This is a genomic window from Streptomyces abyssalis (assembly GCF_001751365.1).
GTDB classification, from domain to species: Bacteria; Actinomycetota; Actinomycetes; order Streptomycetales; family Streptomycetaceae; genus Streptomyces; species Streptomyces abyssalis.
Genome location: NZ_LJGT01000037.1, coordinates 702751 through 726081, shown reverse-complemented (window position 1 = coordinate 726081; position 23331 = coordinate 702751). Strand labels below are relative to the sequence as shown.

General features: G+C 71.3%; 21 protein-coding genes. 11 read left to right on the top strand and 10 right to left on the bottom strand.

What is annotated here, in order from left to right; genetic code table 11:
- Positions 1-50: 50 nt before the first annotated feature.
- From AN215_RS06360 to AN215_RS06345, 4 genes are all read right to left on the bottom strand, one after another.
- Complete coding sequence (locus tag AN215_RS06360) at positions 51-851, bottom strand: SGNH/GDSL hydrolase family protein (protein ID WP_070009763.1); 801 nt, start codon at positions 849-851, stop codon at positions 51-53.
- A 487-nt stretch (positions 852-1338) separates the two neighbouring features.
- Positions 1339-2154: an SAM-dependent methyltransferase gene (locus tag AN215_RS06355; protein ID WP_245694279.1), complete on the bottom strand. Its 816-nt coding sequence runs from the start codon at positions 2152-2154 to the stop codon at positions 1339-1341.
- A 23-nt stretch (positions 2155-2177) separates the two neighbouring features.
- Positions 2178-2414 (bottom strand): DUF397 domain-containing protein, encoded by a 237-nt coding sequence (locus AN215_RS06350; protein ID WP_070009764.1) that lies wholly within the window; start codon positions 2412-2414, stop codon positions 2178-2180.
- 3 nt (positions 2415-2417) lie between these two features.
- On the bottom strand, positions 2418-3287 hold the full coding sequence (locus AN215_RS06345; protein ID WP_070009765.1) for a Sco1979 family transcriptional regulator: 870 nt from the start codon (positions 3285-3287) through the stop codon (positions 2418-2420).
- Positions 3288-3473: 186 nt separating this feature from the next.
- Here AN215_RS06345 and AN215_RS06340 point away from each other — a divergent pair, with 186 nt between their 5' ends.
- The gene (locus AN215_RS06340) at positions 3474-3911 is read left to right on the top strand and encodes an ATP-binding protein (RefSeq protein WP_245694276.1); all 438 of its coding nucleotides are present in this window, start codon (positions 3474-3476) and stop codon (positions 3909-3911) included.
- Positions 3912-4319: 408 nt separating this feature from the next.
- On the top strand, positions 4320-5387 hold the full coding sequence (locus AN215_RS06335) for a DMT family transporter (protein WP_079122741.1): 1068 nt from the start codon (positions 4320-4322) through the stop codon (positions 5385-5387).
- Between the two features lie 70 nt (positions 5388-5457).
- Here AN215_RS06335 and AN215_RS06330 read toward each other — a convergent pair whose 3' ends face one another.
- Positions 5458-6936 (bottom strand): amino acid permease, encoded by a 1479-nt coding sequence (locus AN215_RS06330; protein WP_070009865.1) that lies wholly within the window; start codon positions 6934-6936, stop codon positions 5458-5460.
- A 353-nt stretch (positions 6937-7289) separates the two neighbouring features.
- Between AN215_RS06330 and AN215_RS06325 the strand changes: the two genes are divergently transcribed.
- A complete protein-coding gene (locus AN215_RS06325; RefSeq protein WP_079122740.1) occupies positions 7290-7565 on the top strand; it encodes an SGM_3592 family protein in 276 nt (91 codons plus the stop codon).
- Between the two features lie 275 nt (positions 7566-7840).
- Positions 7841-8875: a sigma-70 family RNA polymerase sigma factor gene (locus AN215_RS06320; protein WP_070009766.1), complete on the top strand. Its 1035-nt coding sequence runs from the start codon at positions 7841-7843 to the stop codon at positions 8873-8875.
- Positions 8876-8966: 91 nt separating this feature from the next.
- Here AN215_RS06320 and xylA read toward each other — a convergent pair whose 3' ends face one another.
- Complete coding sequence (gene xylA / locus AN215_RS06315; RefSeq protein ID WP_070009767.1) at positions 8967-10133, bottom strand: xylose isomerase; 1167 nt, start codon at positions 10131-10133, stop codon at positions 8967-8969.
- Between the two features lie 136 nt (positions 10134-10269).
- On the opposite strand from xylA, the gene xylB reads away from it, so the two are divergent.
- Together xylB and AN215_RS06305 are read left to right on the top strand one after the other, a co-directional pair.
- Positions 10270-11718: a xylulokinase gene (xylB, locus tag AN215_RS06310; RefSeq protein WP_070009768.1), complete on the top strand. Its 1449-nt coding sequence runs from the start codon at positions 10270-10272 to the stop codon at positions 11716-11718.
- Between the two features lie 117 nt (positions 11719-11835).
- Complete coding sequence (locus AN215_RS06305) at positions 11836-13047, top strand: ROK family protein (protein WP_079122739.1); 1212 nt, start codon at positions 11836-11838, stop codon at positions 13045-13047.
- A gap of 91 nt (positions 13048-13138) precedes the next feature.
- On the opposite strand, the gene AN215_RS06300 is transcribed toward AN215_RS06305, so the two are convergent.
- Positions 13139-13561, bottom strand: coding sequence for a hypothetical protein (locus AN215_RS06300; protein WP_070009771.1), 423 nt, complete (start codon positions 13559-13561; stop codon positions 13139-13141).
- A 316-nt stretch (positions 13562-13877) separates the two neighbouring features.
- Between AN215_RS06300 and AN215_RS06295 the strand changes: the two genes are divergently transcribed.
- From AN215_RS06295 to AN215_RS06285, 3 genes are all read left to right on the top strand, one after another.
- The gene (locus tag AN215_RS06295) at positions 13878-14684 is read left to right on the top strand and encodes a hypothetical protein (protein ID WP_139140692.1); all 807 of its coding nucleotides are present in this window, start codon (positions 13878-13880) and stop codon (positions 14682-14684) included.
- Positions 14685-14793: 109 nt separating this feature from the next.
- A complete protein-coding gene (locus tag AN215_RS06290) occupies positions 14794-15570 on the top strand; it encodes a bestrophin-like domain (protein WP_070009774.1) in 777 nt (258 codons plus the stop codon).
- Positions 15571-15612: 42 nt separating this feature from the next.
- A complete protein-coding gene (locus tag AN215_RS06285) occupies positions 15613-17103 on the top strand; it encodes an acyl-CoA synthetase (protein ID WP_070009775.1) in 1491 nt (496 codons plus the stop codon).
- Positions 17104-17151: 48 nt separating this feature from the next.
- On the opposite strand, the gene AN215_RS06280 is transcribed toward AN215_RS06285, so the two are convergent.
- The gene (locus AN215_RS06280) at positions 17152-18159 is read right to left on the bottom strand and encodes an acetylxylan esterase (protein WP_070009776.1); all 1008 of its coding nucleotides are present in this window, start codon (positions 18157-18159) and stop codon (positions 17152-17154) included.
- A 143-nt stretch (positions 18160-18302) separates the two neighbouring features.
- Between AN215_RS06280 and AN215_RS06275 the strand changes: the two genes are divergently transcribed.
- The gene (locus tag AN215_RS06275) at positions 18303-19739 is read left to right on the top strand and encodes a lipase maturation factor family protein (RefSeq protein ID WP_070009777.1); all 1437 of its coding nucleotides are present in this window, start codon (positions 18303-18305) and stop codon (positions 19737-19739) included.
- Between the two features lie 14 nt (positions 19740-19753).
- On the opposite strand, the gene AN215_RS06270 is transcribed toward AN215_RS06275, so the two are convergent.
- The gene (locus AN215_RS06270) at positions 19754-20941 is read right to left on the bottom strand and encodes a mandelate racemase/muconate lactonizing enzyme family protein (RefSeq protein WP_070009778.1); all 1188 of its coding nucleotides are present in this window, start codon (positions 20939-20941) and stop codon (positions 19754-19756) included.
- A gap of 110 nt (positions 20942-21051) precedes the next feature.
- Complete coding sequence (locus tag AN215_RS06265; RefSeq protein WP_079122738.1) at positions 21052-22296, bottom strand: M24 family metallopeptidase; 1245 nt, start codon at positions 22294-22296, stop codon at positions 21052-21054.
- Positions 22297-22367: 71 nt separating this feature from the next.
- Here AN215_RS06265 and AN215_RS06260 point away from each other — a divergent pair, with 71 nt between their 5' ends.
- A complete protein-coding gene (locus AN215_RS06260) occupies positions 22368-23282 on the top strand; it encodes a LysR family transcriptional regulator (protein WP_070009779.1) in 915 nt (304 codons plus the stop codon).
- Positions 23283-23331 lie beyond the last annotated feature (49 nt).

Sequence of the window (23331 nt, the reverse complement as noted above, 5' to 3'; positions counted from 1 at the left end):
CACCGTACCTCCGTACACGTACAGCTGAAGTACGGGTCCGGCGGGTGGTGTTACGCGTTCTGCTCCATCGCGGGCAGGTATCCGCTGGTCTGCCCGTTCGCGGTCGGGTGGTAGGACTCCCCGATCGGGAACGTGACACTGTGCAGCCACGAGTCGCCGGAGCAGATCTCGTGTCCTGTGAAGGCGTCGCGCACATCGCCGAACGAGAAGCCGTGGTCGGCCGCCCGCTTGGCGATCGTCTCGTTGAGGGTGTCCGCCGCGGAGTTGATGGCCGCGCGTGACGCCTCGCTGATGCCGACGGAGCACTCACCGTTCAGCTTGTACATGCGGGGGTAGCCCAGCACCACGACCTTGGCGGAGGGCGCACGGTCGCTGATGGCGTTGTAGACGGAGTCGAGTTCGCCGGGAAGCGTGCCGGCGATGTAGCCCTTCGCCTCCTCGATCTTCTCCAGGCACACGCTTTCGCCCTGCAGCACACATGCCTGCATGGTGTCGGCGAAGCCCGCGTCGTTTCCTCCGATGCTGATGCTGACCAGACCGGTCGAGGAGTTGAGCGGTCCCAGCTGACCGGAGAGCACGTCGCCCGTGCGGGCGCCGGAGCACGCCGTGAAGTCGAACGAGGAGGGCGAGTTGGCCGCGGCCCACTGCTGCGCGTACGCGTTCGCGCTCCGCTTGCAGTCACCGCTGTCACCGTAGTCGCCCGCTCCGAGACCGGAGGAGTAGGAGTCGCCGAGGGCGACGTACGCCGGTGCCGCGTCCTGCTCGAGGGCGGGCGCGGCACCGGTGAGGGTGGTCACTCCCAGGAAGGACGCCGAAGCGGCAGCCACGGTCGTCCATCTGCGTCGATTCATGGGACCTCTTCATGGTGGGGGGTCGACATGGAGGTGCCTTTGTCATGTACACAGTTATCAGGGGCGGGGCTCAACTGGAAGTGCTCATGTCAAGAATGCTGCCGAAAACGTGAACCCCTTGCGGAGAAAGGTTGTTGACGGAACCTCGGATACGGGCAAGCGCTTTCGCGCCGGACCGGCTCACCGGCCGGTCATGTCATGACGCACGGGTACCGGAAGGTAGCTTCCAACCGGCGAAGATCCCTACACGCAGGGGCAGTCGGAAGTTTCGCGCCGCAGGGCCGGGCGCCCCCGAACGGCGCCCGGCGTGCCCTGCTATCGCCTGCGGTAGGGCACTTGTCGCTTCGCGTGCGCGGGAGCCCCCACCCATGGCCGCACGCACGAACGCCCGCCGGGCAGGGACACCGCCGCTCCGTGACGGCTGCCGCCCTGCCCGGCGTGGCCGTCTCCGGCCGCAGGTCGCGGCAGTCGCTCACGCAATGCGCCGCTATGCGCCGCCCTTGACGCCGACGCCCGCGTAGCCCCGGTGGTCGTAGAGCTCGTCCGCGCCGGGAACGGGGCCGTCCGGGCGCCACAACGGCGGCTTCACCAGGCCCGGTTCGAGCAGCTCGAAGCCGTCGAAGAAGGACATGACCTCGTCGTGCCGGCGTGCGACGAGCTGCGCCGTCGAGTTCTTGTACACCTCCGACGCCTTCGCCATCTCGTCGGCCTCGTCGAAGTCGGCGGTGATGTGCGAAAGGATCAGGCAACTGCCCTCGGGCAGGCGGCTGGTGAGCGTGGAGAGAATCTCCCGGGGACCCTCGTCGTCGACGATGAAGTGGACCACGGCGAGGAGTGTCAGGGCGACCGGCTCAGCGAAGTCGATCAGGTCCCGGGTGACGGGGTCGTCGAGGATCGCGCCGGGTTCGCGGAGGTCGCCCAGTACGAAGCCCGCGCCCCCGGAGTTGGTCAGCTTCGCGCCCGCGTAGGTCGCCACGATGGGGTCGTTGTCGACGTAGACGACGCGCGTGTCCGGCGCTGCGGCCCGCGCGACCTCGTGGGTGTTGGGCGAGGTGGGGATGCCGGTGCCGATGTCGATGATCTGCCGGATGCCGCGCTGCACCACGGCCCGCACCGCCCGGTGGTGGAAGACGCGGTTCCCCTGCGCGGTGGGACGGATGAACGGCGCGTGTCCGAGGACGCGTTCGGCGGCCTCCCTGTCGACCTCGTAGTTGTCCATGCCGCCCAGGAAGTAGTCGTACATCCGGGCGGGATGCGGCGTGGAGGTGTCGATCTGCTGGGGGCTGAAGCCCGTCTCCGACACGTGGTCCTCCCTGGTGGTGCGGGTCAGGCGAGCAGGAAGTCGGCTTCGCCGGCCTGAACGCCCTGGATGAACTTCCTGATCTCGTGGGGGGTGTAGATGAGAGCGGGCCCGTCGGGGTCCGTGGACTGCCTGAGGGCGACCCGCCCGTCGTCCAGCTTCAGAGCCTCCACACAACTGCCGCCGTTACCGCCGCTCCAGGGCTTGTGCCAGCCCTCGGTGCCGAGGTGTTTGGCGGGCATGCCGTTGTAGATACGACCCATGGTTCAGATCTCCTTGCGCATCGCACTGAGGATCGCCTCCGTCCGCGAAACAGGCGCGGCCTGGGCACACATCCGGTCCAGTGCCTCCAGGAAGGTCGTCACGTCGTCGCGCTGGTCGAAGTAGACGGCTCCGACCAGACTTTCGGCGCAAGCGACATCCGGCAGTTCATCGATGGGGAATCGGAAGAGGTGGAAGGGGCCGTACATGGCCGGGTGCGGCCCGGCGCCGAACGGCATGACCTGGAGCCGCACTTGCGGACGCCGGCCGGCCTCGATCAGGGCGTCGATCTGCTCACGCATCACCTCGGGCCCGCCGAGTGAGCGGCGCAGCACCGTTTCGTCCATCACCACCCACAGCATGGGCGGCTGTTCCCGTTCCAGGACGGCCTGGCGTTCCAGCCGCAGCGCGACCTGCCGCCGGATCTCCTCCTCCGGCGCGTGGGGCATCCCGGCGCGCAGCACCGCCCGTGCGTACCCCTCGGTCTGCAACAGCCCCGGCACGTAGTGAGGTTCGTACGCGCGGATGACGTGCGACTCGCTCTCCAGGCTCACGAACGCGCTGAACCACTCGGGCAGCACGTCGCGGTAACGGTGCCACCAGCCGGGCTGGTTGGCCTGGCGCGCCAGGGAGAGGAACTGGTCGACCTCCGACCGGTCGGTCACGCCGTAGGTCTGCAGCAGCTTCTCCACGTACAGGACCTTCAGGCCGACTTCGGCCTTCTCCATCCGCCGGACCGTGGCATGGGTGACGTCGAGTGCCTGCCCTGCCTCCTCGTACGACAGGCCGCACCTCTCCCGCAGGTGCTGCAGACGCCGGCCGAGAACCACCCGCAGAACGGTGGGCGCGCCACCGCCCGGCCGCGAGTCCACCACTATCTCTCGCCTCCAACTCCTGTCATGGGCAAGCAGTTTGGCATGGACGTCATGTGCGGGCACAGCCTGGCTCGAACGATTCTGTAATTTGCAGACTGATCCTTGCCAAGTGTGACCGGACAAGCTCATAGTGGAGCCGTGGCTTCCCCCCATGACGCCCTCTCTTTAGAAGATCGGCCCTCAGCTGTGTCGGTACGCCCGCTCCGGGACGCGTTCCGCCTGCCTGCCGTCGACACCTCTGTCGCGCAGGCGCGGAGACGGGTCCTCGACCGCCTGCACGAGTGGCGAGTCGACCAACACGTGTGCGAGGACGCCCAGTTGCTGGTGTCCGAGCTCTTCACCAACGCCGTGCGTCACACCACCAGCGAGAAGGTCAGCTGTGAACTCTGGCTGGTGGGCCTGCGGTTGTGCCTGGAGGTGACCGACCAGGGCGGCGGCCCGCACCCCCTCCGGCCACGTCCGGGCGACCCTGTGGACGCCGACGGGGAGAGCGGACGGGGTCTGCTGCTCGTCAGCGTCCTCGCCGACGACTGGGGCATCCGCCGCAGCCTCGACGGTGGTCCGGGCGGCGGACACTCCGTGTGGGCGGAGCTGACCTGTTCCCCAGCCGCAAGAGGGCACTGAGGCCCCCGGCCGGCCGCCCCGCACGGCCAATGCCACAGCCACGCGCCGGCTTTCGTCGCGAGCCGGCTGCCACGGCACAGCGCCACCGCCCTGCACGGGGGGCGGTGGCGCTGTGCCGTGTGATGTGCGGCCGCCCCGGGTCCCGCCCCGCCGCCGGCTCGGCTACGCTCACACGCATGGACAGGATCTACTGGCACGCGGTCACACCGCCTCCCGCGTCCCTCTGAGGGCGCACTCCCATCCGCGGGCCGACGGCACTGGGCCGTTCACCCGCTCCCCCGGCAGCCGGGCCGACCTCCGCACGCCGCTCGACGCGGCGCGCCATGAGGCCGGGCCGAGCGCTGCCGGCTGCTGCGCCCTTCCGATGACCGTCAACACCGGCCTTCAACGGATCAGGACGCATTCCGCATGTCATTCTCCTCTGCCCGCCGGGCATCGCGCGCAGGTGCGCAGATACAGCCCGGCCCGTCCGCGCCGCACACACATCCGTCCGAGGACGCACCCTCCGGCGGCCCCCGCTCCCCGGGCCGTGCCGGGCCCCTGCTCGTACTCGCCGCCGCGGCGCTGTGGGGCACCACCGGCACGGCCGCCAGCTTCGCCCCCGCCGGCGCGTCCCCGCTGGCGACCGGCGCCGCCACCATGGGCGTCGGCGGCCTTCTCACCTTTCTGATCGCGGGCCGCTCGGCGGTGCGCGTGCTGCGCGGCCCGCGCGCGGTGCCGCTGTGGGTGCTCCTCGGCGGCATCGCCGTCGCCGTGTATCCCCTTGCCTTCTACTCCTCGATGGACCGGGCTGGAGTGGCAGCGGGCACGGTGGTGACCATCGGCTGCTCCCCCGTCTTCGCCGCCCTGCTGGAGCGGCTGCTGGTCGGGGTGCGGCTGACGCTGCGCTGGTTCGCGGCGACCGTGTCCGCCGCGGCGGGGTGTGCGCTGCTGGCGCTGACCGCCGGAGGCGGCGCGGAGGCCGGCCACGACGTGCCGGGCGGCGTCGCGCTGGGGCTCCTCTCCGGTGCCTCGTACGCCGTCTTCACCTGCTATGGGGCACGCATCATCCGCGCCGGGCATTCCTCCCGCGCGGCGATGGGCGGTCTCTTCGGGCTGGGCGCCCTCGTGCTGCTGCCGGTGCTGGCCGTCACTGGCGGCCCTCTGCTGAGCACGCCGCGCGGGCTGCTGGTCGCGGCCTACCTGGCCGTGGTGCCCATGTGCGTGGCCTACGTACTTTTCGGCGCCGGTCTGGCACGTGTCACGGCGGGCACGGCGACGACGCTCTCCCTCTTCGAGCCCGTGGTCGCCGCGGCGCTCGGCGTGGCCGTAGTCGGCGAACGTCTCGGAGCGTGGGCGTGGGCGGGCACGGGGCTGGTCCTGCTGGGGCTGCTCGTCCTCACTGTGACGGTCCCTGTGCCGCCGGCCCGGCGCCGCGCCTCACGGAGGGCATCCCGCGCGGAGACCGTCCCGTCACAGGAGACGGGACGGAGCTGAGCACGCACGCGTGCGGGCGGCGGCCCCGGATGTTCCGGTAGCCGCCGCCCGCACGCCGGGCTTCGTGCGATCAGCTCTCGACGGCTGCCTTCTCCTGCTCGCGGGTCCCGTCGGACTCCTGGAGCCGGTGCCTGCGCTGGAGCAGGATGCCGAGAAAGAGCACGATGGCCGCCACCGACACGGACATCACCATCTGCTGGCGGCCCTCGTCGTCGTAGAACATGTAGCCGATGACGAAGAGCATCAGGGCGATCGTCGCGTACGTCAGATACGGGAAGAGCCACATCCGCACCGTGTGCCGCTCCGGCATCTCCCGCTCGATCACGGGCCGCATCCGCAGCTGCGAGAAGCAGATGACGAGCCAGACGAAGAGCGCCACCGCTCCCGAGGAGTTGAGCAGGAACTGGAAGACGGTCTCCGGCGAGGTGTAGTTGAAGATGACCGCGACGAAGCCGAAGGCCACCGAGGACCAGATCGCCGCCGCCGGCACTCCCCTGTTGTTCACCTGCGAGAACGACTTGGGCGCGTCACCGCGGCGGCCGAGCGAGAAGGCCATGCGGGAGGCCGTGTAGAGACCGGAGTTGAGGCAGGACAGCACGGCGGTCACGACGATGACGTCCATGATCGTGCCGGCGTGCGGGATACCCATCTGGTCGAGGGTCGCCACGTACGGACCCTTGTCCACCACTGCCTTGGAGTTCCACGGCACCAGCATCACCACGAGGATGATCGACCCCAGGTAGAAGGTGCCGATCCGCCAGATCACGCTGTTGGTGGCACGGCGCACCATCTTCTCCGGCTGGGGCGACTCGCCGGCCGCGAGCGTGACGATCTCGCTGCCCATGAAGGAGAAGACGACGAGCAGCATCCCGGACAGGACCGCTCCTGGACCGTTCGGCAGGAAGCCGCCGTGTTCCGTCAGGTTCGAGGCTCCCGAGGTCTCCGAGCCGGGGATGAGCCCGAACACGGCGAGCCCGGCGATCACGATGAAGGCGACGATCGCCACGACCTTGATCCCGGCGAACCAGAACTCGAACTCCCCGTAGGAGCCCACGGAGGCGAGGTTGGTGGCGGTCAGCAGCACCATCACGATGAGTGCCCAGCTCCACTGCGGTACGGCGGGCACCCAGCTGGTGAGGATCGTCGCCGCCGCCGTGGCCTCCACCGCGAGGACGACCACCCAGAACCACCAGTACAGCCATCCGATGGTGAACCCCGCCCACCGTCCCAGAGCGCGGTCGGCGTACGTCGAGAACGAGCCCGAGGAGGGATCGGCCGCCGCCATCTCGCCGAGCATCCGCATCACGAGGACGACGAGGAGTCCGGCGATTACGTAGGAGAGGATGATGCCCGGCCCCGCCTTGGCGATGCCGGCGCCGGAGCCGACGAAGAGGCCCGCCCCGATGATGCCGCCGATCGCGATCATCGACAGGTGCCGGTTCTTGAGGCCTGCTCTCAGTGAGTCCTGCTCGGCGGGCGCCTCGGCGGACGTCTGCTCGGAACGCCTCTCATCCGCACTCTCAGTTACTTTCGGCCGTCGCATGCCCATCGCACGTTCCTTCATTTCCCTGGGCAATTCCTCGAACTGAGCTTCATTCAAAGGTTTTGCCAAGGAATTCTCTGCGGACTCAGTCAGTGGGCCACTGAACAGCCAGGACCAGCGAACGGTCAATGTGATCCGCATCACTTACACACGGAGTGATCACCCGCCTCCTCAGCGATGCCGCGAGTTAAGGAGCTATTGCACGGACCGACACATTCCGGCCCCCTTCCCCGCCCCCGCTTCCGTCCGCATTCCGTGAGAGGTATCCCGGGAGACAGGTGCGTGGAACACAGGCGCCCGTCGAGGCGTTCACATATCAGATCTCGACGATATGGACAAAAGAGACGGAGGCATGGCCCATGGACATGGAGCCACGGGGCCGCAGCGGCGACGGGGACGAACCGAAGGAGAGCAGGGAGAGCGGCGCGAACTGGGACGACGAGCTCGACCTCGACGAGGACTTCATCCGGGGCGCCGAGGTGAGGGAGCCCGCGGCACGGACCCGGATGCTCCGCGAGCGCTGGCGGGAGAGCCCGCCCGAGCCTCAGCCCTGGCGTGCCGACGCTCCACCCGCGGGCTGGTTCTTCAGCAAGAGCCGCCGCCGGGCACGCAAGCGGCGCCGCGGCGAGGACTGAGAAGCCCGGAGACCGCGCGTCCGGACCAGCCGTTCCGCTGCCGAAGTGACCGGAAGCGGTCGCGCCGTCCGCGGCTGTTCGCCCTCACGCGACTCTTCTTTACCAGCCGGACCATTCCGGTGGGGTGCCTCATGGGTCGAGAATGTCCGTATCAATAGCAGTATGAACCGAGACATCTCCCCGTTCGACTCCCGAAAATCGCACAAGATTGCGATACTGATGCGCCGGACCTCCACCGCCCGCATCCGCGGCGTCGAAAGGCGAAAGGCTGGATCATGACAGACAGCACCCTCGGCGACTCCGTCACCGCTTCCGCCGGCGTCCCGCTCAGCCGTGACGACCTGCTGGACCGGGCGCAGCCGTACCGTCGCGAACTGCTGGCGCACTGCTACCGCATGATGGGCTCGGTGCACGACGCCGAAGACCTCGTGCAGGACACGTATCTGCGCGCATGGCGTGCGGCCGACCGCTTCGAGGGACGCTCGTCTCTGCGTACGTGGCTCTACAGGATCGCGACGAACGCCTGCCTGACGGCCATCGAGAGCCGCGGCCGCCGGCCCATGCCCTCCGGGATCGGCGCGCCCAGCGACGATCCGGAACGCCCCGTGGTGGAGGCTCCCGAGGTCCCGTGGCTGGAGCCCGTGCCCGACGCGATGTTCCGCGGCGAACAGCCCGCCGACCCGGCCGCGGTCGTCGTCTCGCGCTCCAGCATGCGGCTCGCCCTGGTCGCCGCCCTGCAGCATCTTCCGCCGAGACAGCGGGCGGTGCTGCTGCTGCGCGAGGTCCTCAAGTGGCGGGCCGCGGAGGTGGCCGAGCTGCTCGACACCACGACCGCGAGCGTCAACAGCGCGCTGCAGCGCGCACGCGCGCAGCTGCAGCAGGCAGCCCTCACGGAGGAGGAGCTGTCCGAGCCGACCGATCCCGCGCAGCGCGAGCTTCTCGACCGTTACGCCAAGGCGTTCGAGAACTCCGACGTCACGGCGATCGTCCAGCTCTTCAAGGAGGACGCGGTCTGGGAGATGCCTCCGTTCCCGGAGTGGTTCCGGGGCCGCGACGCCATATCACGGCTCATCGGCGCACAGTGCCCCATAGGCCCCGGCGAAGGCCTGATGATGCCCGTGGCCGCCAACGGCCAGCCCGGGTTCGCGCTCTACAGCCGGCACGAGGGCGGCGACTACAAGCCGTTCCAGCTGCATGTGCTCACCATCGAGGACGGCGAAGTGGCGCACGTGGGCGCGTTCTTCGGCGAGGACCTCTTCCGTACGTTCGGGCTGCCCGATTCCGTGCCCGCGGACGCCGTCCCGCACTGAGCTCCGGTGCGGGCACGGGTGTGGGGCCGCGGGCGGGAGCCTTCCCGCTTGTGTCCGCGCCCCCGCACCCGTGCCCGCACCGGCGGACGGTTCAGGCCCTGAGCAGATGGTCCATCGCGAGCTGGTCGAGCTGTTCGAAGGCCATGCCCCGGCCGGCCGCCGCGTCCGCGTCGAAGTCCTCGAAGGCGGAGGGGTCCGCGAGGAGCTGCGCCGGTGTCTCACCGGGCGCCAGCGTGGGCAGGGCGAGCTGGTCGAGCCGTGAGCCGCGCAGCGCTTCCCGCACCGCGGGATCGGCGCGGAAGGCGGCCGCCCGCTCACGCAGGATCAGGTAGTTGCGCATGCAGCCCGCGGCCGAAGCCCAGACTCCGTCGTAGTCCTCGGTACGGGGCGGCTTGAAGTCGAAGTGGCGGGGTCCTTCGTAGCCTCCGCTCTCCAGCAGGTCGACGGTCCAGAAGGCGGCTCGCAGGTCTCCCGCCCCGAAACGCAGATCCTGGTCGTACTTGATGCCCGACTGGCCGTTGAGGTCGAGGTGGATGAGCTTGCCCGCCCACATGGCCTGGGCGATGCCGTGCGGGTAGTTGAGCCCGGCCATCTGCTCGTGGCCGACCTCCGGGTTCACGCCGAAGAGTTCCGGGCGCTCCAGCCGGGTGATGAATGCCAGAGCGTGCCCGACGGTGGGCAGCAGAATGTCGCCGCGGGGCTCGTTCGGCTTCGGCTCGATGGCGAACCGCAGGTCGTAGCCCTGCTCGGTGACGTATTCGGCGAGGAGGTCGAACGCCTCCTTCATGCGGTCCAGCGCCGCCCGTACGTCCTTGGCCGCACCCGACTCGGCGCCCTCGCGGCCACCCCAGGCCACATACGTCCGGGCACCCAGTTCGGCAGCGAGGTCGATGTTGCGCATCGTCTTCCGCAGGGCGTAGCGGCGCACGTCGCGGTCGTTGGCGGTGAAGGCACCGTCCTTGAAGACCGGATGGGAGAAGAGGTTCGTCGTCGCCATCGGCACGGTCATGCCGGTGGCCTCCAGCGCCTGCCGGAACCGCTTGACGTGGGCCTCGCGTCCGGCCTGAGCCGTGCCGTGGGGGATGAGGTCGTCGTCGTGGAAGGTGATCCCCCAGGCGCCGAGCCCGGCGAGCCGGTGGACGGCCTCGACGGGATCCAGGGGCGCGCGGGTCGCTTCGCCGAAGGGGTCGCGTCCCAGCCAGCCCACCGTCCACAGTCCGAAGCTGAACCTGTCCTCCGGCGTCGGTTCGTAGCTCATCGCGCCGCCCCTCTCTCCGTGGCGCTTCGTTGCGCACACGGCTATTAGTCATGACCGTTGACAAATTAGTATGCGCCCAGGGCCGCAGCGTGGGAAGAGACCGCGGGACGGCGGGGCACGAAGTCTGAGGAGTTTCATGTCCGCACCAGAGGGACCGTTCGTCATCGGCGTGGACAGCTCCACGCAGTCCGCCAAGGCACTCGTCGTGGACGCCGCCACCGGCCAGGTGGTCGCCCGCGGCCAGGCGCCGCACACCGTGACCCCGGGACCGGGCCGCGAGAGCGATCCCGAGGAGTGGTGGCAGGCGCTGGAAGACGCTCTCGCGCAGTGCGGCCGCGCGGCGCAGCAGGCCTCGGCGGTCTCCGTCGGCGGCCAGCAGCACGGGCTCGTCACGCTGGACGGCGGTGGACGGCCGGTGCGTCCGGCGATGCTGTGGAACGACGTGCGCTCCGCACCGCAGAGCGACCGCCTGATCGGGCAGCTCGGCGGCCCTGCGGTGTGGGCCGAACGCTTCGGCAGCGTTCCCGCCGCCGCGTTCACGGTCACCAAGTGGGCGTGGCTGTGCGAGAACGAGCCGCAGTCCGCAGCCGCGACCGCGGCCGTCCGGCTGCCGCACGACTATCTGACGGGCCGTCTCACCGGCGAGGCCACCACCGACCGGGGCGACGCGTCCGGCACCGGATGGTGGGCGAGTTCCACCGGCGGCTACGACGAGGAGATGCTCGAACTCATCGGTCTCGCACCGCAGTTGCTGCCGCGCGTGCTGACTCCGGGCGAAGCGGCGGGCACCGTGCGGCCGGGCCTTCCGCTGCCCACGGGAGCGCTGGTCGCCGCAGGCACCGGCGACAACATGGCGGCGGCCCTCGGGCTGGGGCTGCGTCCCGGGCAGCCGGTGCTCAGCCTGGGCACCTCGGGCACCGTGTACGCGGTCTCCACGCGCCGGCCCACCGATCCGACAGGCACGGTCGCGGGATTCGCCGACGCGCGCGGCGACTGGCTGCCGCTGGCCTGCACCCTCAACTGCACGCTCGCCGTCGACCGTGTCGCCGCGCTGCTCTCACTCCACCGCGAGGCCGTCGAGGGCGGCGGCGAAGCGGTGCTGCTGCCGTTCCTCGACGGCGAGCGAACGCCCAACCTGCCGTACGCGTCAGGGCTGTTGAGCGGACTGCGTCACGACACGACCGCCGGGCAGGTGCTGCAGGCCGCCTACGACGGGGCGGTCTTCGCCCTGCTGCGGGCACTCGACGAGGTCCTGGACGGGCAGGGCGCGGGAGCGGACGGGGGCGCCGACGACAGCGCGCCGCTGCTGCTGATCGGCGGGGGTGCCAAGGGCACCGCCTGGCGGGAGACGGTGCGGCGGCTGTCGGGCCGGCCCGTGCAGGTGCCGCGCGCCGAGGAACTGGTGGCGCTCGGGGCGGCGGCCCAGGCGGCGGGGCTGCTGCTTGAGGAGGATCCGGCCACGGTGGCCAGGCGCTGGGGCACGGCAGAGGGCCCGGCATACGACGCGGTCCCGCGGGACGAGGCCACCGTGACCCGTGTCGCCGACACCCTCGGGGGTGCGGATACCCTGCTGCGACAGCGCTGACGGCCCTCCGGCGGAACCCTCCCCGGGGCCTGGTGGGCGTCCCCGAGCGCGCTCGGCGCCGGGCCTGCCCGGCACATGATCCATCCAATCCGCCACGGAGGAACGGACGTTACGTACATGGCACTCGTCCCGCCCAACTCGCAGCAGGAGATGCGTCAGCGCAACCTCTCCCGTGTGCTGTACGCGGTCGCCGACGCCGGTCCTGTCTCACGTGCCTCCATCGCCGCGAGGATCGGACTGACCCGGGCGTCCGTGTCCACCCTCGTCGAGGAGCTGCTGCGGGCGGGGTTCCTCGTCGAGCTGGGGCCGGGGCGGTCCGGCGGGGTCGGCCGGCCCGGCAACGCGCTCGCGCTCACCGGTCTGGGCCCGTGCGGTGTCGGTGCGGAGATCGGTGTGGACCATCTGACCGTGTGCGCCGTCGACCTCGGCGGACGGGTCCGCGCCCGCGCCGTGGACGAGACACCCAACGGTGAGGCGGGCCCCGACTCCGTGCTGCGGCGCCTGAGTTCGCTCCTGGACCGCGTCACCACGGAGGCCGGTGCGGCGGGGCTGCGCCCGGCGGGGCTGGCCGTCGCCGTTCCCGGGCTGGTCGCACGTTCCTCGACGAAGGTCGTACGGGCCCCCAACCTCGGCTGGGTCGACCAGGACATCGCAGCGCATCTCGCAACGGCGGGTCTGCCGCCCCTGCCCCTGACGGTGGAGAACGAGGCCAACTTCGGTGCCCTGGCGGAGCTCTGGCTCGGCGACCAGGGCACGCCCCGGCGGGACTTCATCCACGTCTCCGCCGAGGTCGGCATCGGGGCCGGAATCGTCCTGGACGGTGAACTCCTGCGCGGCACAAGGGGGTTCGCGGGCGAGCTCGGCCATGTGCCGGTGCAGCCCTACGGGCCCCGCTGCGCGTGCGGCGGGTCGGGATGCCTGGAGCAGTACGCCGGCGAGGCCGCGCTGCTGCGTGCCGCCGGGGTCTCGGTGCGCGGCACGGGCGGGCGCAGCGCGGCGCTGGAGAGGCTGCGGACCCGCGCCGAGAACGGCGACGACGGCGCGCTGCGGGCACTGAAGCGTGCCGGCCGGGCGCTGGGCATCGCGCTCACCGGCGCGGTCAACCTCCTCGATCCGCGCTCGGTGCTGCTCGGCGGGGCACTCGCGGGGCTGGCGCCGTGGGTGCTGCCCGCGCTGGAGCAGGAGTTGCGTCTGCGGACGGCCACGCAGGGCGCGGCGCCCGAGGTGGCGGTGTCGGCCGTTGGCGGCGACGGTCCGTCACTCGGGGCCGCGCACTCGGTCGTACGGGCGGTGCTCAACGACCCGCTGCCGTACGCCGTCGCACACTGAGAGCGACACTGCGGTGGACGGCCGTGCCTTCTCCAGCCCGGCCAAAGGGCGCCGGGCCCCCCGGCCCGGCGCCCCTCGCCTGACATAGGAGTCAGGCGGTGAACTTCTTCCACCCGGAGCAGTAGTCGGACGCTCCATCCACCTGCACGCAGCCCCTGATGTTGTAGACCGTCCCCTCGGGAAGGTTCTTGTTGCGGCTCGTGCGGTCGCCCGGCATCAGACCGCCATCAATGGTCTTCACCCTGTCGAGGACGTCGTCCTTGTCGTACTGGACGTAGATGCGGTTGCCAGGGCTCTTCTGGCGGTAGGTGTGGAACCAGTCGCCCTTGTGCTTGAACTGCACGTAGCCCGCGTAGTCCTTGTAGCCGTTGGACCTGTCGTAGACCTTTACGGTCTCGTTGCTGCCCATCGCGGCCGGCCCGTCGCCGGGCGCAGCGGCAGCCGGCATCGCCAGCGCGCACACCGCACCGAGCGCCGCCAGCGGCGTCGCCGAAGCCTTGAAGATCCTGCGCATGATGGAACTCCCCCTCCGTTGAGAAAACTGTGTCGGGTCCTGACATGAGGAGGTGACGAGCCTCTGTGCAGTGGCTCGTTCACTCCCCGCGATCACAGTAGGAATCCAGGGAGCGGACGCCCATGTGTTTCGGACGTGGCCGAACCACAGCGGCCGGCCGTACGGTGCCGGTGTGGGCAGGGCCGGGGTCCGGCGGCACACAGGGCACGGCACGGCACGGCGCAGCTGGTCAACATGCCCGCGCCATTCAGCACTTCGGGCGATTACCGGACGGATGCCGTGTCGTGCGCCCGCGGCGCCCCACATCCTCGGTCGTGTGACACGACGCCACCTATGGCACCGCACCGCATCAACGGCCGTGGCCGGTACGGCACTTGCTCTGATCTGCGCCGCACCTGCAGCGGCCTGGTCCCCGACGGCGACGGGAGCCGGCGGCGACGGCCCCGTACCCGTACCCGTGCCGAGCTCCGCCGGCGCCGCCGGCCTCCCTCCCGGCCCCGCATCCGACGGCTTCGGCCTGCCGCTCGAAGCGGGCGGCGCACGGGCCTCCCTGGAGGCACGGCTCGGCAGATGCCACACCGCTTCCCTCTCCCTAGTCGCCGGTCACCATCAGCTCGCACTCGTCGCGAAGCTCTGCCACGGGGAGTGCGCCTGCCGGCCGGAAGCACCCCCGCCTCCCGTTCCCGCCCCGACGCCCACGTTCACGCCCCCGCCGTCCCCCGTCCCCCCGCGGCCGTCGCCGCCGGCGGGCACCGGCTCTCCGGAGCCGTCGCACAGCAGCCGGCCCACCGAGGCCGCGGCGGCGCAGCAGCCGGCGGCGCCGGCCCGGCACGCCGCGCCGGACCGAGTCCGGCACCGCCCGGCACATGAGGCCGCTGAGGCCGCACCTTCACACTCCCCCGGTCCCACCCGCTCCCGGCTGACCACGCCTGCCCGGCTCGACCCCGTCCGGCCGCACCACACGGGCCGGCTCCCCCTCGCCACGTACCTGCTGCTGCTGGTGGCTCCCGCCGTGCTCGCGGCCGCCGCGCTGCGCGCCCGCAGCGGGCGCGGCGGCAACTCCCCGAGCGGGGGCCCCGGTTCGGGCCCGCCCTCACCACCGTCGTCGCCCTTCGCCCGCTGACCCGTCCGGCCACGCACCCGGCAGACCTCACCCGCAACACGCGCCTGTACGCCGTCTCCTCGTCCCGGTCCCGTTCTGCCTGCCCCGCCGACACCACGGGAGTGCAACCGTGCCCGAATGGCTGGTCCTGGTTCTCGCCACCCTCACCGCCTGCGCCGTAGTCACCGCGGCCGTCGTGCTGCGGCAACGGCGCACGGACGACGACGACCCGTCCGAAACCCCCGATGTGATCGAGTACATGACGATGATGACCGGCGTCGTGTACGCGATCGTGCTCGGACTGGCCATCGCGGGCGTGTGGGAAGCCCGCAACGTGGCCGACGCCGTGGCCAAGGACGAGGCGCAGGCCCTCCACGAGATCCACGAGCGTGCCCGCATCGCACCGCCCGCCCAGCGCGAGAAGATCAGGTCGGACGTGGACGCCTATGTGCGCCACGCGGTCACAACCGAGTGGCCGTACATGGTGGAGCACGGTGAACTCACGGGCCGCGGCGACCGGTTGCTCGCGGACCTGCGTAAGGACGTACTGGAGTGGGAGCCGCGCACGGCACGCGAGGAGCAGACGTACGCGGCGCTGGCGGAGCGGGTCGCGGCGGCCGACGCCGCACGCAACGGCCGTGCGGCGAGCGCGGAACCGACCCTGCCGGGCGTGGTCTGGTTCGGGCTGTTCGCCGGAGCGGTCGTCTCGGTCGGGATGCTCTTCGCGCTCCAGATCCAGCGTTCGGCGAGGGAGTTGCTGCTGGCCGGGCTGTTCACGTCACTGATCGCCTTTCTGCTCTTCCTCGTACGGCACTTCGACGAGCCGTTCGCGCGGGGGCTGACCGACCCGGCCGGTGCGTTCACGGCGCTCTTTCCCCAGGCGGGCGGCGGCGTCGCAGGCGGATGAGATGCTGACCGTCCACGGTCGGGATCATCTGAGGAGAACCGGGTGTCACTGCTCTTGCCCGCGCTGCACACCGAGTCGGACCGCACGGCGCTGCGCTTCGGCGAGCGGACCCTCAGCTACCGGCGACTGGCCGCAGCGGCAGGTGAGACGGCCGCTCTCATCGGCGACTCGGGACGGATCGCGGTCTGGGCCACCCCTGCCCTGGAGACGGCCGTGGCGGTGGTGGCCGCGCTTCAGGCCGGGGTTCCCGTGGTGCCCCTCAACCCGCGCAGCGGCGAGCGCGAGCTGGAGCACGTCGTTGCCGACAGCGCGCCCTCCGCCGTGCTGGCGGAACCGGAAGCCGAACTGCCGGAGGTGCTCGGCGGGACGCCCCGTATCGACGTCGTCGTCAGCGGTGAGGCCGAGACGACCACCGCGTGGTCCCTCGCGCCCGAGCCCAACGCCGAGTCGGCGGCGCTGATCGTCTACACCTCCGGAACCACAGGGTCACCCAAGGGCGTCGTCCTCTCCCGCCGCGCCGTCGCCTGCACCCTCGACGCGCTGGAGGACGCCTGGCAGTGGACTGCCGACGACGTCGTCGTGCACGCGCTGCCCCTCTTCCACGTGCACGGCCTGGTCCTGGGCCTTCTCGGGCCGCTTCGCCGCGGCGGCTCCCTGCACCACCTGGTGAGGTTCTCCCCGGAGGCCGTGGCGAGCGCCCTCGCCGGCGGCGGGACGATGCTCTTCGGGGTGCCCACGATGTACCACCGCCTGGCCGAGGCGCTCGGCTCCGGACCGGAACCGGCCCGTGCGCTCTCCGGCGCCCGGCTGCTGGTCTCCGGCTCGGCGCCGCTCCTTCCGGCCGACCACCGGCGCATTCATGCGGCGACGGGCCGTCACGTCATCGAGCGGTACGGAATGACGGAGACGCTGATGAACACCAGCGTGCGCGCCGACGGGGACCCGCGCCCCGGCACGGTCGGGGTGCCGCTGCGCGATGTGGACCTGCGCCTCGTGGACGAGGCGGGGAACCGGATCAGCACCGACAACGGCGCCGACGCGGAGGCGATCGGGGAGGTGCAGGTGCGGGGGCCGAATCTCTTCACCGAGTACCTCAACCGTCCGGACGCGACGGCCGGCGCGTTCGACGGCGGCTGGTTCCGTACGGGCGACATCGCGACCCAGGACGCGGACGGCCACCTGCGGCTGGTGGGGCGGAAGGCGACCGACCTCATCAAGAGCGGCGGCTACAAGATCGGCGCCGGCGAGATCGAGAACGTGCTCCTGTCCCACCCGGGTGTCGCGGAGGCGGCCGTCACCGCCGCTCCCGACCCGGATCTGGGCGAACGCGTCGTCGCCTGGGTCGTGCCCTCCGATCCCGCGGCGCCACCGCTGCCGGAGGAGCTGGCGGATTTCGTGGCGCGACAGCTCGCCCCTCACAAGCGGCCCCGCACGGTGCACTTCCGTGAGGACCTGCCCCGCAACGACATGGGCAAGGTGCTCAAGCGGGCGCTGACCGACCCGCCGGAGGAGACGCCGGCGCCGGGAGGTTGAACCGCGGGGCCTCGCCCATCGCGCGGACCCTCTGCGCGGCTGCCCGTCTCAGGCGTCCGGCTCCGCGCCGTCAGGTCCGAGTCCTCGGGCGGTGAGCCACCGCAGCTGCCTGGGCGTCTGCGAGCCCCGACCTCCTCCGTGGTCGCCGAACTGCCACACGACGACGTCCTTGTCGGGGTGGGCGTAGTGGTTGTACGCGGCGAAGCCGGTGGACGGAGGGCAGACCGGGTCCATGAGCGCCACGCTGAACAGCGCGGGCACCGCGGCGGCGCGCCGGGCGAAGTGCAGGCCGTCGAAGTAGTCCAGCGTGGAGAAGACGCTCTCCGGGTCGTCGCGCGTGTGCACGCCGAGATAGTGCGCGATCTCCGAGTACGGGCCGGCAGCGGCGAGCTCCGCGCCGCGCCTGATGTGGCACAGGAACGGTACGTCGACGAGGGCCGCCGCGACCTCACTCCCCGCCAGGGCGGCGACGGCCAGCGCCAGGGCGCCGCCCTGGCTGTGACCGGTGACGGTGACGCGTGCGGGATCGACCGCGGGATGGGTGCGCACGGCGTCCACGGCGCGCACCGCGTCCGTGATCAGGCGGCGGTAGTAGTGGTGTTCGGGCCCTTTGATGCCGCGGGTCATGAAGCCCCCGACGTACTGCGGTCCCGGCACCGGGTCCGGGTCGGGAGTGGTGTGGCCCTGGCCGCGGCTGTCGACCACGAGGTGCGCGTAGCCCGCGGCGCTCCACAGCAGGTGCTCGGTGTGCAGCCCTCTGCCGCCGCTGTAGCCGATGTAGTTGACGACGGCGGGCAGCGGCTCGTCCGCGCCGCGGGGCAGCAGCAGCCAGGCCGCGACGGGCTGGCCGTCCCAGCCGGGGAAGCGGACGTCGTGGACGTCCACCGTGCGCAGCGGCGAGTCCGTCACCCGTGGGAATTCGGCGGGCGGAGCCGAGCGTGCCGCTTCGCGGGCCGTGCCGAGGGTCGTGGCCCAGAAGTCCTCGAAGTCCTCCGGCGCCTCGGTCTCGGGCCGGTAGGCGCGGAGTTGTTCCAGCGGCATGTCGGTCAGCGGCATGTCTCTCCTCGGCGAACGCTCCGGCCTTCCGTCTGCCCAGGCCGGGGAGCCACAGCATCGCACGGCCGCCGGAGGGCGCCCGGGGGCCGCCGTTCGCTCGCGCCGCCACCCATGGCGGGACGTGACGGTGGTATCCGTGCCTCATGGACTGGTTCGCGGCATCCGACTACTGGCTGACCCGGCTCGTGCTGCAGCGGGCGCTGGCCGGCGTCTATCTGGTCGCCTTCGTCTCTGCGGCGCTGCAGTTCCGGGCGCTCATCGGTGAGCGCGGTCTGACGCCGGTCCCCCGGTTCGTGCGGCGCGTGCCGTTCCGTGCCTTTCCGAGTCTCTTCCAGTGGCGCTACTCCGACTGGCTGTTCGCCAGTGTCAGCTGGGGTGGTGCCGCCCTGTCGGCGGCGGTCGTGGCGGGTGCCGCGGACGCCGTGCCGCTGTGGGCGTCGATGCTGATGTGGGCGCTGCTGTGGCTGGCCTATCTCTCGATCGTCAACGTGGGGCAGATCTGGTACAGCTTCGGCTGGGAGTCGCTGCTGCTGGAGGCGGGATTCCTCGCCGTCTTCCTCGGCAACGACGAGACGGACCCTCCGGTGCTCGTGCTGTGGCTGCTGCGCTGGCTGGCCTTCCGGCTGGAGTTCGGGGCGGGTCTGATCAAGTGGCGGGGTGACCGCTGCTGGCGCGAGCTGACGTGCCTGGACCACCACCACGAGACACAGCCGATGCCGGGTCCGCTCAGCCGGTTCTTCCACCGTCTTCCGAAGCCTCTGCACCGCGTCGAGGTGGCTGCCAACCATGTGGCGCAACTCGTGGTGCCCTTCGGGCTGCTGATGCCGCAGCCGGTCGCCACGTTCGCGGCGGCGGTCGTCATCGTCACCCAGCTGTGGCTGGTGCTGTCGGGCAACTTCTCGTGGCTGAACTGGCTGACGATCGTCATCGCCCTTGCCGCCGTGGACAGTTCACTCGTCGCGGGGACGCCAACGCCGTCCCCGGCCGCGGCGCCGCTGTGGTATGTGGTGCTCGTCTGTGCGGTGGCGGCCCTGGTGATCGCCCTGAGCTTCTGGCCCGTACGCAACATGATCAGCCGGGGCCAGCAGATGAACGCGTCCTTCAACTCCCTCCACCTGGTGAACACTTACGGCGCTTTCGGCAGCGTCACCCGGGTACGGCACGAGATCGTCGTCGAGGGCACGGACGAGGAGGAGCCCGGCGAGCGGACCGTGTGGCGGGAGTACGACTTCCGGGGAAAGCCCGGCGATGTGAGCCGCATGCCACGCCAGTTCGCTCCGTACCATCTGCGCCTGGACTGGCAGATGTGGTTCGCCGCCCTCTCGCCCGCCTACGCGGCCGGCTGGTTCGAGCCGTTCGTGACGCGGCTGCTGGAGGGCGACCGTGACACGCTGCGCCTCCTGCGGCGCAACCCCTTTCCCGGCGGTCCGCCCACTCACGTACGGGCGCTGCTGTACCGCTACCGCTTCACCACACGCGAGGAACGCCGGGAGACGGGCGACTGGTGGCACCGCACGCTGGTACGGGAGTTCATGCCGCCGGTACCCGCCGCGACGCACGAGGAGCGGTCGGACCGGTAGCCGGTCCCGGCTGCCTACCGCTTGGGCAGTGCCGGTGCACGGCTGAGCGCGTCGGGGTCGTGGAAGGAGAACGCGCCGCCCGACTCCCGGTACAACTCGGCGTACAGGCCGGCCTTTTCCGCATCGAGCTCGACGCCCAGTCCCGGACCCCGCGGTACGTCGAGGCAGCCGCCGCTGTAGTTCTCCAGCGGGCCCGCGAATCCCCCGGCCACGATGTCGTCGGTCAGCAGCGCGCCGTAACCCTGGTTCGCGTGGCGGAAGTTGGGCGTCGAGGCGATGACATGCACGGATGCGGCGACGGCGACTCCGAGTTCGCCGAGGGAGTGCTTCACCACGGGCACCCCTGCTGCCGCGCAGATTCCCGCCGAGCGCTTGAGGTTGAGCAGGCCCCCGTCCATCTGCTGGTCGGCGGAGACGACGTCGGCGGCGCCTGCACGCAGCAGCGCGAACTGGTCGGAGCGTGTCCAGGACGCCTCGTTGGCAAGCAGGGGTGTGCTGATACGGGAGCGCACGTAAGCCATCTCGGGCAGATTCCGCCCCGACACCGGCTGTTCGACGAGTTCGAGCCCGTACTCCTCCATCGCGGCGACGGCACGCACGGCCGCCCCCGCAGACCAGGCTTCGTTGGCGTCGACCCGGATGCCGACGTCCCGGCCCGCTCCCTCACGCAGGGCGGCCACCCGTGCGAGGTCGGTGTCCAGGTCGTCGGAGCCGACCTTGAGATAGCAGGTCCGCGCGCCGGCCCCGGCGGCGCGGGCGCCCTCCGCGCGCACTTCGTCCGGGTCACCGGCGGCGACGTAGTGGAAGAACTCCACGCGGTCGCGGAAGGGCCCGCCGAGCAGGCTGCTGACGGGCATTCCGCAGGACTTGCCGAGCAGGTCCCAGCAGGCGGTCTCCAGTGCCGCGGCGGCCGGGCTGGAGTGCCCGGTGTGGTGGTAGGTGCCGACGACGTCGATGCGCTGGATGAGCGCTTCGATGCGGAGCGGGTCGGAGCCCACGACGAGAGGCTCCATGCTGCGCAGCGCACCGAGAACGGCGTCCGCGGACGGGTAGGCAGCGGCCTCGCCCAGCCCCGTGAGCCCTTCGTCGGTGTCGACCTCGACGAGCAGGGCGACCAGTCCGCTGCGGCGTCCGAACGCCCACACCTCGTCCCTGCGGTAGGGAACGGCGACGGGTGTGGCGCGCACACGTGTGATGCGCATGGGGGCCTCCTCCGGGCTTCCGGGCTTCTTGGGCTTCGTGACTTGTGGCTTGCGGCTTGTGGGTCGGGGCTTGTGGGTCGGGGCTTGCGCTTGCGGCTCGCGGGCGGCGGTCAGTGGTCCGGAACCGCATCGCCCGGCCGTGGCGCGAGGAGGCCGGGCGGGCCGTCCGGTGTGCCGGTGAGCAGTTCGCACCCGCTCTCGCCGACGAGGGCCGTGTCCGAGACGACGTATCCGGCGGGGAGTTCGACCCACGACATGAGGTGGAAGACCATCCCGGCCCGTACGCGGGTGCCGCCTCCGGCGCGGATTCCCAGCACCGGTCCCCCGCCCACCCAGCTCGGCGGGAACCCCGCCCCGGTGAGATAGCCGCAGTGGTGACGGCGCGGACGCCGTCCCGTGACCCCCGCGACGGCACCGGCCCAGGCCGCGTACACCTCGCCAGTACGCACGCCTGGCACGAGCGCGCCCCGCGCCGCCGCGAGCCCAGCGAACGCCGCCGCGGCGGCCTCGCGCGCACCCGCGGGCGGAGCTGAGCAGTGGACGGTCCGGCTCATGGGCGCGTGATAGCGGTGCACGCAGCCGGACAGTTCGACGAACAGCCCCTCCCCCGGGGCGATTGTGTGGTCGCCCCAGGTGACGTGCTCCTGCCCGAGCCTGCTGGTGGAGCGGATCAGCGGTACGAAGCCGGGCTGCTGACCGCCGGCCTCCGTCATGGCCCGCTGGGCCTGCGCGGCGACGACCCGTTCGCTGACTCCCACGTCCGCGGTGGCCAGCGCGGCGCGCATGGCGATCCCTGAGATCTCCGCGGCGCGCCGCACAAGAGCCGTCTCCGCGGGCGACTTGATGCGCCGCAGCCGTGCGGGGAGCGCGGAGCAGTCCGTCCAGCGCAGCTCCGGCAGGAGCCCGCGGATACGGGCCAGCACGGCCGGCGGGAAGGCCATCGACTGCTCCTCGACGCCCACGGTCGCGCCGCCCGTGCAGGCTCGCGCCAGCTCCTGGGCCGCCACTCGCGCGGGGTCACGGCCGTCGCCGTACAGCGCATGACGTACGTGCGGCACCTGGTCCCGCAGCGTGCGGCGCTCCATCCGGCGGGCCACGAGGACCGGGGGGCCGCTGCGGGGCAGCACCAGCAGCGTGAAGGCGAAGTGGCCCAAGTGGTCGAGCCCCAGCAGATAGTGGACGTTCTCCGGGCTGGCGAGGGCCAGTGCCGACAGACCACGTCGCCGCATAGCGGCGCGCAGCGCGGCGACGCGGTCCGCGTACTCGGACGGCGAGACGGGAGGCGTGCCGGTGCCGGGGACGGAGCCGGAACCGGCACCGGCTTGGGCCCCGTGGGCCAGGAGACGGGCTGTCATGGCGCCAGTGTGAGCGTCCCGTCCCTGCCCGACCAGCGACGATTTCCGATGGCGGCCGTTAGCGTGACTACATGTTCTACGAGGTGCGGCGGCTGCGTCTGCTGAGGGAACTGGCCACTCACGGGACGATCGCCGCCACTGCCGAGGCGTGCTCACTGACGCCGTCAGCGGTCTCACAGCAACTGTCGCTGCTGGAGCGGGAGGCAGGCACTCCGCTGCTGGTGCGCGACGGCCGGCGAGTGGTCCTCACCGAGGCCGCCCGCGTACTGGTCGCCTCCACCGAGCGGGTGCTGGCGGAGTTGGAACGTGCGCGTGCCGAGGTGTCGGCTCTCAGCAGCAGCGTGCGCGGAACGGTGCGGCTCAGCAGCTTCCCCAGCGCCGCCGTGGCGCTCGCCGCACCCGCGATCGCCGCCTGCCGGGCGGCGCACCCGGATCTGCGGGTGCAGCTGGACGAGCGGGAACCGGAGGACTCCGTGCGCGGTCTGCGCCAGCACGCGTGCGACGTGGCGCTGGTCTACGAGTACAACCTGCTGCCGAGGCTGCCCGACGAAGGTGTGCGGCTGCGGCAGTTGCTGCAGGAGCCGCTGGTCGCCGCGCTGCCGCCCGGGCACGTCCTCCCGGCGGACGGCGGGCCGCTAGCGCTGGCGGATCTGCGCCAGGAGCCGTGGATCGCGCCGCACAGCGACAACGCCCTGCGGGCCGTGCTCGAACGCGCCTGCCAGCAAGCGGGGTTCGAGCCCCGCCTCGACTACACCAGCGACGATTACACCGTCATCATGTCGCTCGTCGAGGCGGGGCTCGGTGTGTCCCTGGTTCCGCGGCTCGTCGCCGAACCGCTCTCAACCGGTGTAAGGCTGTGCGAAGTTGCCGGGCTGGAGCTGACGCGCACGATCTCCATGGCGGTACGGGCCGGGGCGGCACGCGATCCGGCGGTCGCCGCGCTGACAGCCGCTCTGCGTGACGCGGCCGATCTGACAGCTCAGTGACGTCTGCTCCCCGGAACCGCGACGACGCTGGTCAGCGACCTACCGTGGC